The sequence below is a fragment of the Chryseobacterium sp. R2A-55 genome (genome assembly GCF_021401085.1).
In the GTDB taxonomy this organism is placed as follows: Bacteria; Bacteroidota; Bacteroidia; order Flavobacteriales; family Weeksellaceae; genus Kaistella.
Genome location: NZ_JACBFP010000006.1, coordinates 93,295 through 107,617 on the forward strand (window position 1 = coordinate 93,295; position 14,323 = coordinate 107,617).

Sequence of the window (14,323 nt, forward strand, 5' to 3'; positions counted from 1 at the left end):
ATCTAAAGGATTCCTCTTGCCTTTATTTCCAAATACTTATTGATCACCTCAATATTCAGATTCTCAGGCGAAGTATAAATGGTAAAAATCCCGTACTTTCTTAATTCCTGAATGATCAACTTCTTCTCGAATTCAAATTTTTCTGCCACAATCTCGTCATAAACGTCCTGCATATTTTCCGGATTTTTTTTAATCAATTCCTCAAGTTCTGAATTTTTAAAGAAAACCACCACCAGCAAATGGTTTTTCGCGATTCCGCGGAGGTATTTCAATTGTCTTTTCACCGCATCCAATGTTTCAAAATTGGTAAACATCAAAATCAGGCTTCTTTGGCCTATACTGAACTTCACATCCTGATAAAGTCGGTTGAAATCACTCTCGTAGAAATTGGTTTGGACATTGTACAGTGCTTCTGAAATTTTTTTCAGCTGGCCGGATTTATTCTCTGCAGCCACTTTGTTTTCGGTCTTTTTAGAAAAAGTCATGATTCCCGCCCGGTCAGATTTCTTTAGGATGATATGGCTCAAAGCCATCGTTGCATTAATAGAGTAATCCAGCAGACTCAGTCCATTAAAAGGCATCTGCATGGTTCTTCCTTTATCGATCAACATATAGATCCGCTGAGATTTTTCATCCTGATACTGATTCACCATCAATTGGTTTCGTTTGGAAGTTGCTTTCCAATTGATGGTCCGAAGATCGTCTCCCTGCACATATTCCCGGATCTGCTCAAATTCCATCGTGTGACCCAACTTTCTGATTTTTTTGATCCCACCAATTAAAAACTCATTTTGGAGCGCCATCAGCTCATATTTCCGAAGGTGGATAAAGGATGGATAACACGGCAACATGGCGTCTTTCTGGAAGGTGAACCTGCGCGAAACCAATCCAATCGGCGACTGAGCAAAAATATTCAGACTTCCAAAACTGTATTCACCACGTCCTTTCGGTTCCAAAACGTATTGCAGGAAAACATTTTTTCCGGGCTGGATTATTTTTTCGATGAGGAAATCCCGCTTCTGAAACTGAAATGGAATTTCGTCAATAATTTGAGTTTTAACCTTAAAAAAATAATTATTGACCAGATCAACTTTCACCTGGTTTTCATCTCCGTTTGATAATTTTTCAGGCAAAATCCGCTGTGCTTTTATCGCATTTTTCTCATTGAATAAAAGGAGAAAATCGATGATAAAAACAATGAAAACCAAAATCAAACTTCCATGTGCAATGCGCATGAAACCAGGAAAGAAGAACGACAGCACATAGACAAAACCTACCCCAAAAAGAGCGAAGAAAAATCGGTTATTGATGTACAGGTTTCTCAAAATAAAAGTTAATATTAAAAAATTATGGATTGAACGAGGCGCAAAAAATTATGAATGGATCATCTTTAGTTTTCCTTAAAATTTATCTGGGGATTTCAATGGTTTCTAAAATTTGTCTGATGATTTCATCGGCGGTTAAACCTTCCATTTCCCGTTCCGGCGAAACCATGACCCGGTGACGAAGCACGGCAAAACTCGCCTCTTTGATATCTTCCGGCGTCACAAAATCCCTACCTCGGATTGCTGCAAAAGCTTTTGACGCAGTTAATAGAGCCAAGCTCGCTCTGGGCGAAGCACCCAGATAAAGGAACTGATTTTCTCTGGTATTGACAATGATTTTTGCGATATATTCCAGAAGTTGCGGCTCTACGAAAATTTCTTTGACTACCTGCTGATAATTTTTCAGCTGACTCCCGGTGATGACGCGCTGAACCGCATCTGTTTTATCCTCCAGTTTGCTTTCGTGCTGGTTTTTAATGATTTCCAGTTCTTGCTGTAGATTTGGATAGCCCACGTTGATCTTAAACAAAAACCGGTCAAGCTGAGCTTCCGGAAGTCGGTAAGTTCCTTCATGTTCGATCGGATTCTGTGTGGCGACGACCAAAAATGGTTCCTCCAACTGATAACTGTTTCCGTCTAATGTAATCTGTCTTTCTTCCATCACTTCAAACAGTGCAGCCTGGGTTTTTGCCGGCGAGCGGTTGATTTCGTCAATCAGGATGAAGTTGGAAAAAATCGGTCCGTTTTTGAATTCGAATTCGGAATTTTTAACATTAAAAACCGAGGTTCCCAAAATATCAGAAGGCATCAAATCCGGCGTGAACTGAATTCTGCTGAAACCCACATCGATGGTTTTCGCCAAAAGTTTTGCGGTGATGGTTTTTGCTACTCCGGGAACACCTTCAATCAGAACGTGCCCGTTTGAAAGAAGCGCCGCCAAAAGGTGCTCGATCATGGATTCCTGACCCACGATCACTCTGCCCATTTCGGATTTCACTTTTTCCAAACTTTGCTGCAATTCATTCAGATCAATTCTTGAACTGAATTCAGTTCCAGGATTTTCTTTTGGCTGGTCATCACTGAAGTGGTTTTCCGGATGCTGATTTTCCATAATTTTTTTCGTTTATTTTATCTAAATAATTCATCTAACAGTCGGTTCATTCTAATCAAATCCTCTTTCATAACCGATGAATAAGGATTTTGTCCTCTCTTGATCAAGTCGATTGCTTCATTAATTTTCTCGATGGGCTGCCCCGTTTTCAATTGAAGTTTCTGTGCGAAATTTTCATCTAAGCTACCGGTATCAATCATCAAATCTATCCGGACTTTATTTAGGAAATACTGCGCTTTTTTCGACATCATATCATGAAAATCGCCTTCCTGCAAATAAAGATTGCCAATGCTTTTCACAAATTCTACCGATTTGTTCCTCAGCGGCTCCATAATTGGAACAACGCGCTGTTTTCTTTTCACATTGAAAATTACAAATAATAAAAGTCCGCCCAAAAACAAATACCACGCGTAGCGCAAAGCAGGTTTGGACAGAATGAAGCGCAACGGTGAATGGGACGATATTTCTGAGTTGGACATCAACCAAACCGTTTCCCGGTCGGGAAGATAAGAAAATACGTCCTGCAAATATTTTTCGGAACCTTCTGTAAGCAGGTAATAATTAGTCAGAAAAAGCGGTTCGGAATGCAGGTAGATATGACCTTTTCCGTAATTGATCCTTACGAAATTATAGTTTTCTTCGTTCTGTATATCATAGGAACTTCCCAAAATTTCAAAATCCTCCTGTTCGTCGTAAAATCCAAATCCTCCCGGATATTTGTTCAGAAGTAAGGTGTCCGCCGCAAAATTTTCATTTTCAAGGTAGAGTATTTGTCTGGGATTAAAATTAAATCGATCTGTCACAATTCCCAAACTGTCTGAAATCAGCGCAGGCAATTTTTCAGAAATCAGCATAAAGTCGGCACCTTTCTCTACCTGCTGCAAAATTTTTTTTGAAGATTCCTCATCGATTTCCGTGGCAATGACCAGGATATTCTGTGGTTTATATTTTTTCCCTGAATAATAATTATAAGGCGAATCTTCGGTTCTGGAAAGTTTATTTTTAAACAGAGAATCGGCTTCCTGATCGAATATATAAAGTCCAAACGCGGACTTTTCCTTCCTATCGAAATTTTTTTGCCAGTCGGTCTCATCGGGTTTGCTGAGCTGGAACAACACCAAAATCACCAAAATGAGGGCGAAGAGGATTCCATAGATTTTGAGGTTCTTATTCATGCCGGAAATTAATTTTTAAGATCAAGAAATTTCTTTTTAAAAATCTGATAAGCAGCCTCATCAATGAAAAACTCGCCATACCAAACATAGTCAAAAATATAGACCAACTCGCGGAAATGTTCTTTCATGCGCGGGTTCTTCAGCTCAGAAATATAGTCTTTATTGGTTTTTTCCGGGTTCCATTCCAGTATTTTCTGATCGTTCAATTTTTTTAAGACGGAAAGGAACTGGTAACGCACCGCGGAACGGTAATCTTTCTGCAATTCGAAATCAGCAATGCGCTCTATAAAATTAATTTCGTGGATGTTTTCATGCAATTCATCGGAATCGATATCCAAAGTCGTATTTTTCTTGCTGAAAAATAGATTTCCATTTTTCCGGGTCAGAAAACGGATGACCAGATAAATCACAAAACCCGCAATCAGGATCGCCAAAAAACGTATGAAATTTGCTGCAAAACTGCCTGCGGAATTGGGATCCATCTTGCCAAAAATGGATTGAATCAACTGAATCAATCTCTTTTGCAGCCTTTCCCCAAACGATTCACTGGGTTTCACGGTATGATAATGAAATTCGGGACCTTTGTACTTTTCCCGAAAATTCTGCTGCAGAGATCTCGGGTAAAAAATTTCGGTATCTTCAGGATGTTTTGCTTGTGAGCTGTCTTTTGGTTCCGTGGTCACCACCTCTTGCAATTCATGGCTCGGAAGATTGAAATCCACACGATGATTGCTTTGGCAAAACCCAAAAAGGAAATGCAACAAGACCAATATGGCAAAAGTTCTCTTGATCATAGCTTTTTTCAGGTCTGTGACTTTATTCTGTTTGATTTTTTCGCCAAAATAAAAGGATAAATCAAATAGTAATAGACGATCATGGAAAGTGTTCCCAATATAATCATGAGATTAATCAAAATCGGCATTTTAAGGGCGTATCTGGTCACGAAACCTTCAATGATTCCCGCCATGATGGTAAAAGGAACCGTGCTGAGAAAAATCTTGAAACTGTCTTTAAAACCAATTTTGAAAGAATTCAATCTGGAAAAGCTTTTGGGAAGCAGGATGGATGCGCCTAAGATCAATCCCGCCATGGCTTCAATACCCATTGCAAAAATCTCGAAAACTCCATGAAGCCAAATCCCCTTCAAACTGTCTTTCAAAGCACCATGCTCATGAAAAAAATATTGAAAAGCACCCAACATAATGCTGTTCTGCAGCAGCACGAAAAGCGTTCCCAAACCGCCAAAAACACCATAAATATAGAGTTTGGCGCCCACCAGCAGATTATTGAACACAATAGAAATGGTAGAGCCCCAATTGGAACCTTCCTGGTAAACACCGACGGCGTTCCTGTTCTTTATGTTTTCAAGGGTCTTGTTGACATATTCATCACCGAAGAACATGCTCACAAATCCCTTGTCATAGTAAGACGAAACAAATCCGATGATGGTGAACAGCGTAAAAAATAAGAAAGAATAAAGCAAAAAATTCCGATACTGATATATCAGGAGCGGAACCTCGCTTTTGAAAAACGCCATCAGCCGGTTCTGTTCCAACCTTCTGGTTTTATAAATTTTCTGAAAAATACGGCTTGCCAAATGATTAAGAAAGACTGTCACCTTACTTTTGGGATAATACGTTTGCGCAAAAGACAAATCATTGATCAGATCAATATAAAGCGACGACAGTTCATCTGGATTTTTTTTTATTTTTCCATCGATCACGCGCTCTACTTCCAACCATTTTTCTTTATTTTGCTTAATAAATGCAACTTCCCTCATACCAAGCGAAAGTAATAAAAAAATGTCTCAAATTGCTATCAATACCTCACAAAATGTGGAAATAAATTTCACAATTGCCAATATCGGTGAGCGGATTCTCGCATTCTTAGTGGACCGTTTGCTTCAGATTGCTTATTTGGTCGCTGTTTTCTATGTTCTGTTTAAAGTAATCAATATGCAGCAGGTTTTTGGAACTTGGGACAGTTGGTCCAAAGGCGCATTCCTGATCGTGGTAACATTTCCGGTTTATGTTTATACTCTGGTTTGCGAAAGTCTGATGGAGGGACAGACTTTTGGAAAGAAACTGCTCAAAATAAAGGTGGTAAAAATTGACGGTTACCAAGCAAGCTTTGGTGACTATTTAATACGCTGGCTTTTCCGGCTGGTCGATATTTATATCACTTTTCTCATTGGCCTCATCACGGTGATGATCTCCAAAAATCATCAGAGATTTGGTGACATGGCTTCCGGAACCGCCGTGATATCGCTTAAAAACAAAGTCAATATTTCCCACACCATAATTGAAAACCTGAACCAGGATTACGTTCCCCTTTTTCCACAAGTCATTTTGCTGACCGATAATGATATGCGAATTATCAAAGAGAATTATTTGAAAGCCATCAAGAGTGGTGACCGACAAATCATCAGCCGCCTCGCGAGTAAAATCAAGGAAATTATCAAAGCGGAAACAGATCCGACCAAAATTACCGAAAAACAGTTCATAGGCCGGGTTATTAAAGATTATAATTATTTTACCGGCAGAGAACAATAATCGAAATTCGATGGTGCATGATATGGATTTTTTTCAGTATATTTAATATCCTTAAAAAGTACTATAATGAAATTCGAAAACAATAAATCAGGAAATGGCGGCGTGATCACATTGAATAACGAGAGTGAGGAAATTGGCCGGTTAACCTACACGATTTTTCCCGAGGATCACAAGCTTATTATATCATTTGTATTAGTGCACCCAAAATTTGAGGGGCGAGGAATGGGGAAATTTTTGGTTGAAGAAGGAATCAGGTTTGCCAGAGAAAACCACTGGAAGATCTATCCGCATTGCTCCTATGCTCGCTCCGTAATGCACCGGATGGAAGACGCTAAAGACATCTTGCTGCAAAGCTAAATGAAAAAACTCAGGAGCATTTCCTGAGTTTTTTTTCTAGATGGACTCCATCAACTCGTCGGTGATTTCCATATTATGATAGACGTTCTGCACATCGTCATCTTCTTCAAATCTTTCCAACATTTTCATATTGATTCTGAATTGGTCTGTGGAGACTTCCTTCGTAATGTTTGGAATTCTTTGGAGCTCTGCGCTTTTTACTTCTATGCCTAATTCATCCAGTTTGTGCGAAAGATGGCCGAAATCCTCAAATGCTGTCGTAATAAGTACTTCCTCGTCGTCACTGTCTATTTCTTCGGCTCCGCCATCGATCATTTCCATTTCGAAATCGTCCCAATCCATGGTAATCAAGGATTTGTCTATCGAAAAAATCCCCTTTCTGTCAAAGATAAAGGCTAATTCCCCATTCTTTCCCAGGTTTCCATCAAACTTGTTGAAAACCGCACGTACATTTGCCACGGTTCTCGTTGGGTTATTGGTAGTACACTCCACAAAGAAAGCCACACCTCCTTGTCCATAACCTTCATAGGTAATTTCCTCAAAGTTGTCTGCATCTGCTCCACTCGCCTTCTTGATTGCTCTTTCCACATTGTCTTTTGGCATGTTTGCTCCTTTCGCATTCTGGATGCACCTTCTGAGTGCAGGATTGGATTCGGGATCAGAACCTCCTGCTTTAACCGCGAGTGCGATGTCTTTTCCAATTTTGGAGAATGTTTTGGCCATTTTATCCCAACGAGCCATTTTTGTTGCCTTCCTGTATTCGAATGCGCGTCCCATAATGTTATGCTAATTTGTGTATGCAAAAATACGAATTTGCGCATAAAAAAAACACCTCCAAAACCGGAGGTGTTCAATATTTAGAAAAACTTTTTAATTATTTTTTCTTTTTAGCTGGAGCTTTTTTCTTAGCTGGAGCTTTTTTCGCCGGAGCTTTTTTCACAGGCTCTACAACGTCAGTTTTCTTATAAGTAGCCCAAACTGAAGCATCTTCGATAGCAGTTACAACAACTTTTCTATCTTTTTGTCTTTCAGCATCACTTGCTTTTTCATCAACTACAGCTTTAGACTCACCAACACCGATTGATTTCAATGCAGTTGGATCTACTCCTCTAGCATCTAGAGCATCTACTACAGCTTTTGCTCTTCTTTGTGACAAGTTCAAGTTGTAAGCTTCAGTACCTTTTTTGTCAGTTTGACCTTCAAGTAGGTAGTTACCACCATCAGTTTTGATGATTTTAGCAGCTTCGTCTAATTTTTCAGAAGATTCTTTAGTGATCGTTGCTTTGTTGAAATCGAAATAGATATTTTTCAATACTCCTTCCACTTCAGAGGCAGTTACAGATTTAGGTTTTGGACATCCGTTGTATTCTTTCAATCCGAAAACTGTAGGACAAGCATCGTCTTTGTCAAGGATTCCGTCTCCGTCAGTATCTGGCCAAGGACAACCTTTATTTTCAGCTGGACCAGGAACTGTAGGACAAGCGTCATCTTTATCGATTACACCGTCACCGTCTGTATCTGGCCAAGGACAACCATTGTTTTCTTTTGGACCGGCAACATCTGGACATTGATCATCGATATCTGGGATTCCATCTCCGTCCGTATCAGGACATCCTTGGAACTCTGCCAAACCTGGGGTATCAGGACATCTGTCATCTTTATCAGGAATTCCGTCTTTGTCTCTATCCGTATTTCCGAATCTAAACAAGATCGATGCAGAAGCTTGCCAGAAGTTAGCAACATCTGACTTGTCGATTGGAGTTGCTACATAATCCCCCTGGATTCCCAAACCGAAGTTTTTAGTAAACCAGAAGTTAGACCCTAAACCAGTTGCAACTGTGAAGTGGTCTTTTTTTCTTTGCGTAAAAGCTTGACCATCTGAAAAACCTGGATAATTAACATTATGATAATGATCAGTAACTGGGAAAGTAACGCCAGAATAATCATGTCTCAAGTAGTTTGCCCCAACTCTTACGTATGGATCAAACCAAGATTCTTCGTTCCAAAGTCCGTTGAATTTGAACTGCAAACCTAAACCTGTTTGCAGGAAGAATTGCTTATCCATTCCGATTCTCTTGTTGTCAATATTTCCAACAGTAGTCTGCCAGTCAAGAACCAAATACTTGTTGATGTTTCTTGCAACAGTTAATTTAGATAATGGTGGAGTAATTGTAAAGTTGTTAATACTATACAATCTGTTAGCGTCATCACCACCGAATGCACTGGAAGCAACTTTGAATGCGTTACCACCTCCTACAGCAACGTGATTTACTCCATGCGCACCAACTCCGATTAACCACGGATTGCTGGTCGTTTGAGCGAAAACAGTAGAGGCTACAGTGAGTGCCAATGCTGAAATTCCTAATTTTAGATTTTTCATAGAATTAAATGATTAAATAATTGATAATGCAAAATAAATATAATTTTTCTTTATAAACAAAGATTTTCCGAGTTTTTTTAACTTTTCTTTAATATTCTGTCGAGATTTCTTTTGGTATCTCTCTCTTTTATGCTCTCCCGCTTATCAAAGAGTTTTTTGCCACGACCAAGTGCAATGAGAATTTTGGCTTTCCCCTTATCGTTAATATAAAGTTTCAGAGGGATGATTGTATTGCCGACATCTTTAAGTTTCTTTTCAAACTTTTGCAATTCTCTTTTGTGCAAGAGCAATTTCCGTTCCCTTTTAGTTTTATGGTTATAAAATGTCCCTAATTTGTATTCGTCTATCATCATGTTAATGAGGTATAATTCTCCATCAATAAACTGACAGAAAGATTCCGTAATACTTGCTTTGGAAGAACGAAGTGACTTGATCTCGGTGCCTGTCAAAACCATTCCAGCTTCAATTTCGTCCAAAATTTCATACTCAAATCTTGCACGTTTGTTGAGGATGTTGATTGATTTTTCAAACTTCATGGGCTGCCTTTAAACAAATGATTATTTTATTGTTAAAAATTATTAAATTTTAACTTTTTCGTCACAATTTTTCTGGTACACAAATTTGATGCCGTTTTTTAAAACCGCAAAAAATAGAGCTGATCTTCTGAACAGAAAAACCCGATTTCTTTTCGTATTTTTGCCGCAAATTTACAAAACTATATGTTAACAGTATCTAATCTATCCCTACAATTCGGGAAAAGAGTGCTTTTCGATGAAGTAAACATCATGTTTACCAAAGGAAACTGCTACGGAATTATCGGGGCAAATGGTGCCGGAAAATCCACTTTCCTCAAAATATTAACCGGCAAACAAGAAGCCACCTCCGGAAACGTCTCTTTAGAACCCGGAAAAAGAATGTCGGTTTTGGAGCAGGACCACTTTGCTTATGACAATTTCACCGTCTTAGAAACCGTTTTGCGCGGAAACAAAAAACTTTTCGAAATCAAAGAGGAAATGGATGCACTCTACGCAAAGGAGGACTTCTCAGATGCAGACGGAATCAAAGCTGGAGAACTGGGCGTAATCTATGACGAAATGGGTGGATGGAACTCCGAATCCGATGCCATGACCATGCTTTCAAATGTAGGCATAAAAGACAGCATGCATTACCAAATGATGGGCGAGCTGGAAAACAAAGACAAGGTAAAAGTCCTATTGGCTCAAGCATTGTTCGGAAATCCCGATGTACTTATTTTGGACGAACCTACGAACGACCTCGATATAGAAACCATTTCCTGGCTAGAAGACTTCCTGGCCGATTACGAAAACACGGTCATTGTGGTTTCCCACGACCGTCACTTTCTGGATGCCGTTTGTACCCATATCGGCGACCTCGATTATTCGAAACTGAACCTTTATACTGGAAACTATTCGTTCTGGTATCAAGCTTCCCAATTGGCAACAAGACAAAGACAGCAACAGAATAAAAAAGCCGAGGAAAAGAAAAAGGAACTTCAAGAATTCATCGCAAGATTCTCTTCAAACGTGGCAAAGGCAAAACAGGCAACCGCACGTAAAAAGATGATCGACAAACTTAATATTGAAGATATCAAACCAACTTCCAGAAGATACCCGGCCATTATTTTCGATACCGAAAGAGAAGCTGGTGACCAGATTTTGGAAGTCAAAGGACTTGAAAAAACAAAAGATGGCGAACTTCTTTTTTCGAACATAGATTTGAATTTGAAGAAGGGAGACAAGGTGGCCGTACTTTCAAAAAACTCTTTGGCAGTCACTGAGTTTTTCCAAATCCTCTCCGGAAATTCAAACGCAGACCAAGGAACTTTTAACTGGGGTGTTACCACCACACAATCCTATATGCCACTCGACAACTCCGATTTCTTCAAAGAAGACATCAATTTGGTGGATTGGCTCAGACAGTTTACAAAAAACGACGAAGAAAGACATGAAGAGTTCATGCGTGGATTCTTGGGAAGAATGCTCTTTTCAGGTGATGAGGCTTTAAAATCCTGCACCGTGCTTTCCGGAGGTGAAAAAATGCGTTGCATGTTTTCCAGAATGATGCTTCAAAAAGCAAATATTCTTTTGATGGATGAACCGACCAACCACTTAGACCTGGAGAGCATCACCACCTTGAACAACTCACTTTCCAGTTTCAAAGGCACGATCCTGCTCGCTTCCCATGACCACGAAATGCTGGAAACAGTCTGTAATAGAGTGATCGAACTGACCCCGAAAGGAATTATAGACCGGGAAATGACCTATGACGAATACCTGCAGGACAAAAAAATCAAAGAACTGCAGCAGCAAATGTATTCTTAAGTCCCAAATTGGAAGAACCAAGAAAAGAACCGCTCCAGAAATTGGGCGGTTTTTTGATTCCCCTTTTATTCTGCCGAAATCGGACTTCGGACTTTTTTCATTAAATTTGTAAACTATGAACCAAAAATGGATTTACAAACCGGAACCTGATGAAGACGTAGTAGACGCGCTCAGTTCGTCACTTGGATTTGGAACGTTCGAATCAAAAATCCTCGTTCTGCGCGGAATCGACAATTATCAGAAGGCCAGAGAATTCTTCAAACCAAAAATCGAAGACATTCACAGTCCATTTCTGATGAAAGACATGCAGATTGCGGTCGACCGGATTGCAACCGCTATCGAAAACGGCGAGAAAATTTTGGTGTATGGCGATTATGACGTAGATGGAACTACCGCAGTCGCTTTGATGTACCTGTACCTCAGCAAAATTGTTGATAAAAAGTATCTCGATTTTTACATACCCGACAGAAATTCAGAAGGTTACGGAATCTCCACGGAAGGGATAGACTTTGCCAAAGAAAATGATTTTTCGCTGATTATCGCTTTGGACTGCGGAATTAAGGCCTTAGACAAGATTGACTATGCCACTCGGCTGGGAATCGATTTCATCATTTGTGACCACCATTTACCTGGCGAAGAAATTCCGAAAGCTGTAGCCGTCTTGGATCCGAAAAGAGTTGACTGCAGATATCCTTTCAAAGAACTTTCCGGCTGTGGAGTCGGTTTTAAACTTTGTCAAGGTCTCAATACCATCTACAAAATCCCGGAGTCTGAACTCTTTGAGCTTACCGATTTACTCGCGATTTCCATTGCGGCAGACATTGTTTCGATGACCGGTGAAAACAGGGTTTTAGCAAAAATGGGATTGAAGATTTTAAGAAAAACCAGAAACCTCGGATTGCGATTACTGATTCCCGAAGACAAATTGGCCACCTTCGAAATTTCCAATATCGTTTTTGAAATCGCCCCTAAAATTAATGCGGCAGGAAGAATCTCGCACGGAAAGGCGGCAGTGGAATTGATGGTTTCCGACAATCTGAAGCAGGCGCACCAAATTGTAGACGAGATCGTGAACCTGAACGATTCGCGCAGAGAAATGGATATGAGCTCTACCACAGAAGCTTTGGAACAAATCATTTCCACAAATCAAATCTCCAATTTCACTACTGTGGTTTATGGGCCTGACTGGAATAAAGGAGTGATTGGAATTGTGGCGTCCAGATTGACAGAGACGTATTATAAACCTACCCTGGTTTTCACTGATGGGAACAACGGAGAACTGGTAGCTTCTGCCCGTTCAGTTTCAGATTTTGATGTGCATGATGCTTTGGAATACTGTTCGGACCTGTTCCTGAAATTTGGGGGTCACCCAGCTGCCGCAGGACTTTCCATGGAGAAAGACAAATTTGATCTTTTCAAGGAAAAGTTTGAAAAAGTAGTTGCCGAAAAAATTCAGGAACACCAAAAAGAACCGAGCGTAAAAATAGATTCAGATGTGCAGATTGACGAGCTGAATAAGGAGTTCTTCAATTTCCACAGAAAACTGGCACCATTCGGACCACACAATATGAAACCGATTTTGGTATTGAAAAACCAAAAAGTTTCAGGCTATGTAAAAACAATGGGAAAAGACGGTAGCCACTTGAAATTCTACATCAAACAGGAATCCACCGGAAGAAATATAGAATGTGTCGGTTTCAAATTGGGGAAATTTGCGGATGATTTCAGGGAAAAAACCTTCGATATTGCTTTTACTGCAGAAGAAAATCACTGGAAAGGCAATGTCACCTACTACCTGAACATTCGCGATGTGAGATTTCACGAAAAGGAAAGTGACCATGTAGATTTTAAAGAAATCACCAGTTAATTTGATTGGAGGTTCACGACCAATATTTTGGGGCGGATCACACTATTTTATGCCTTTCAAAAGTTTTAGTTCGGTCAAAAAGGTAGCGGTAAGTCGCTAATTTCCGCGTAACTTCCGTTTCAAGGTTTTCGGCAATCTTCAGCATTTTAGGGTTGAAATCGCCGATCCACTGCATTTCATAATCTTCGAAATCGGTGGTTTTTCTAAAATGTTTTGTTCCTTCCCAAATCATGTATCCGTCGATTCCCTTTTTTTGCCATTCCGGAACGATTCCGAAAACCAAACCCACCATTTTTTTGTTTTTTTTAAATTTTTTAGCCAAAACAAATTTCAGTTTTTCCCAAAATCCGAATTTCCCATCCAGATATTTAAACCATTGGTTCAGGTCGGGAATATTCATCCACATCGCAATTGGTTTTTCATTTTCATAAATAAACCAGGATATATGCTCATTGATAATTGGCTTTAAGGTATGGAACAGTTTCAAGGTTTGAGTTTCTGTCAACTGTTTTCCTTCGCCGTGATTTGCCCAGGCTTTGTTATAAATCTCGGTGAAATCTTTTGCGAATTTTTCCAGCTTTTTCACCTTCATCCTTTTTGCTGAAATATTTTTATTCTCTGAAACTCTTCGGTGCATTTCCAGGAAATTCTCTGCAACCGAGGCGTGAACTTTTCTCCCGAAACAGAGCTGATTAAAATAAACCTGAAAACCATAATTCTCAAAAAGCATTTTGTAGTATGGTGGATTGTAATTCATGCAGAACAGCGGTTCAAAAAATCCCTCGGTCAAAAGTCCCCAGAATTTGTCCCGCTCCCCAAAATTGATGGGTCCGTCCATCGCCTCCATTCCTCTCTGCTGAAGCCAATTTTTTGCAAAATCAAAAATGAAATCTGCCGTTTTCTGATCATCGACACAATCAAAAAAACCGATTCCGCCGGTTGGTTGTTTCTGCTTGTATTTTTTGTTAATGAAGACCGCTATCTTACCAACGGTCACATTTTGGTCATTGACAAAGAGAAAACGTGCACATTCGCCGTGCCGGAAATTCTTATTCTTACGTGGGTCAAAAACTGCTTCCACGTCTTTATCTAAAGGGCGGATATAATTTTTATCCCCCAAAAATATCCTCGCCGGAAAATCGAGAAATTCTTTCCTGTGCAGATCGGAAACAACATGTATAGCCCTCATTTTTCAAAAATAAAAAATATTTCTA

13 protein-coding genes are annotated in these 14,323 nt (G+C 39.7%); 4 read left to right on the forward strand and 9 right to left on the reverse strand.

Annotated features, from left to right (window positions below):
• Positions 1-2: 2 nt before the first annotated feature.
• From L0951_RS08385 to L0951_RS08405, 5 genes are all read right to left on the reverse strand, one after another.
• A complete protein-coding gene (locus tag L0951_RS08385) occupies positions 3-1,325 on the reverse strand; it encodes a DUF58 domain-containing protein (protein WP_234110783.1) in 1,323 nt (440 codons plus the stop codon).
• A gap of 82 nt (positions 1,326-1,407) precedes the next feature.
• Complete coding sequence (locus L0951_RS08390; protein ID WP_234110784.1) at positions 1,408-2,436, reverse strand: AAA family ATPase; 1,029 nt, start codon at positions 2,434-2,436, stop codon at positions 1,408-1,410.
• Positions 2,437-2,453: 17 nt separating this feature from the next.
• Positions 2,454-3,611 (reverse strand): DUF4350 domain-containing protein, encoded by a 1,158-nt coding sequence (locus tag L0951_RS08395; RefSeq protein ID WP_234110785.1) that lies wholly within the window; start codon positions 3,609-3,611, stop codon positions 2,454-2,456.
• Between the two features lie 8 nt (positions 3,612-3,619).
• Positions 3,620-4,405, reverse strand: a complete 786-nt coding sequence (locus L0951_RS08400) for a DUF4129 domain-containing protein (protein WP_234110786.1) — start codon at positions 4,403-4,405, stop codon at positions 3,620-3,622.
• A gap of 8 nt (positions 4,406-4,413) precedes the next feature.
• Positions 4,414-5,391, reverse strand: coding sequence for a stage II sporulation protein M (locus L0951_RS08405; protein WP_234110787.1), 978 nt, complete (start codon positions 5,389-5,391; stop codon positions 4,414-4,416).
• Between the two features lie 22 nt (positions 5,392-5,413).
• Between L0951_RS08405 and L0951_RS08410 the strand changes: the two genes are divergently transcribed.
• Complete coding sequence (locus L0951_RS08410; RefSeq protein ID WP_234110788.1) at positions 5,414-6,163, forward strand: RDD family protein; 750 nt, start codon at positions 5,414-5,416, stop codon at positions 6,161-6,163.
• Positions 6,164-6,229: 66 nt separating this feature from the next.
• Positions 6,230-6,520: a GNAT family N-acetyltransferase gene (locus L0951_RS08415; protein WP_234110789.1), complete on the forward strand. Its 291-nt coding sequence runs from the start codon at positions 6,230-6,232 to the stop codon at positions 6,518-6,520.
• A 36-nt stretch (positions 6,521-6,556) separates the two neighbouring features.
• On the opposite strand, the gene L0951_RS08420 is transcribed toward L0951_RS08415, so the two are convergent.
• The 3 genes from L0951_RS08420 to smpB all read right to left on the reverse strand — a co-directional run bounded on the left by L0951_RS08420 (position 6,557) and on the right by smpB (position 9,436).
• Entirely contained in the window at positions 6,557-7,297 is a 741-nt protein-coding gene (locus L0951_RS08420; protein ID WP_234110790.1) for a YebC/PmpR family DNA-binding transcriptional regulator, read from the reverse strand.
• A gap of 97 nt (positions 7,298-7,394) precedes the next feature.
• Positions 7,395-8,900 (reverse strand): OmpA family protein, encoded by a 1,506-nt coding sequence (locus tag L0951_RS08425; protein ID WP_234110791.1) that lies wholly within the window; start codon positions 8,898-8,900, stop codon positions 7,395-7,397.
• A gap of 77 nt (positions 8,901-8,977) precedes the next feature.
• Positions 8,978-9,436: an SsrA-binding protein SmpB gene (gene smpB, locus L0951_RS08430; protein ID WP_234110792.1), complete on the reverse strand. Its 459-nt coding sequence runs from the start codon at positions 9,434-9,436 to the stop codon at positions 8,978-8,980.
• Between the two features lie 183 nt (positions 9,437-9,619).
• Here smpB and L0951_RS08435 point away from each other — a divergent pair, with 183 nt between their 5' ends.
• On the forward strand, positions 9,620-11,242 hold the full coding sequence (locus tag L0951_RS08435; RefSeq protein ID WP_234110793.1) for an ABC-F family ATP-binding cassette domain-containing protein: 1,623 nt from the start codon (positions 9,620-9,622) through the stop codon (positions 11,240-11,242).
• A gap of 115 nt (positions 11,243-11,357) precedes the next feature.
• Positions 11,358-13,109 carry a single-stranded-DNA-specific exonuclease RecJ gene (gene recJ / locus L0951_RS08440; RefSeq protein ID WP_234110794.1) on the forward strand — a complete coding sequence of 584 codons (1,752 nt, stop codon included), beginning with the start codon at positions 11,358-11,360 and terminating at the stop codon, positions 13,107-13,109.
• 37 nt (positions 13,110-13,146) lie between these two features.
• On the opposite strand, the gene L0951_RS08445 is transcribed toward recJ, so the two are convergent.
• Positions 13,147-14,298: a hypothetical protein gene (locus L0951_RS08445; protein ID WP_234110795.1), complete on the reverse strand. Its 1,152-nt coding sequence runs from the start codon at positions 14,296-14,298 to the stop codon at positions 13,147-13,149.
• Positions 14,299-14,323: the final 25 nt, after the last annotated feature.

Coding starts and splice junctions, on each gene's coding strand:
- L0951_RS08390 (WP_234110784.1), bottom strand. CDS start 2,436: ATGGAAAATCAGCATCCGGAAAACCACTTCAGTGATGACCAGCCAAAA.
- L0951_RS08395 (WP_234110785.1), bottom strand. CDS start 3,611: ATGAATAAGAACCTCAAAATCTATGGAATCCTCTTCGCCCTCATTTTG.
- L0951_RS08400 (WP_234110786.1), bottom strand. CDS start 4,405: ATGATCAAGAGAACTTTTGCCATATTGGTCTTGTTGCATTTCCTTTTT.
- L0951_RS08405 (WP_234110787.1), bottom strand. CDS start 5,391: ATGAGGGAAGTTGCATTTATTAAGCAAAATAAAGAAAAATGGTTGGAA.
- L0951_RS08410 (WP_234110788.1), top strand. CDS start 5,414: ATGTCTCAAATTGCTATCAATACCTCACAAAATGTGGAAATAAATTTC.
- L0951_RS08415 (WP_234110789.1), top strand. CDS start 6,230: ATGAAATTCGAAAACAATAAATCAGGAAATGGCGGCGTGATCACATTG.
- L0951_RS08420 (WP_234110790.1), bottom strand. CDS start 7,297: ATGGGACGCGCATTCGAATACAGGAAGGCAACAAAAATGGCTCGTTGG.
- L0951_RS08425 (WP_234110791.1), bottom strand. CDS start 8,900: ATGAAAAATCTAAAATTAGGAATTTCAGCATTGGCACTCACTGTAGCC.
- smpB (WP_234110792.1), bottom strand. CDS start 9,436: ATGAAGTTTGAAAAATCAATCAACATCCTCAACAAACGTGCAAGATTT.
- L0951_RS08435 (WP_234110793.1), top strand. CDS start 9,620: ATGTTAACAGTATCTAATCTATCCCTACAATTCGGGAAAAGAGTGCTT.
- recJ (WP_234110794.1), top strand. CDS start 11,358: ATGAACCAAAAATGGATTTACAAACCGGAACCTGATGAAGACGTAGTA.
- L0951_RS08445 (WP_234110795.1), bottom strand. CDS start 14,298: ATGAGGGCTATACATGTTGTTTCCGATCTGCACAGGAAAGAATTTCTC.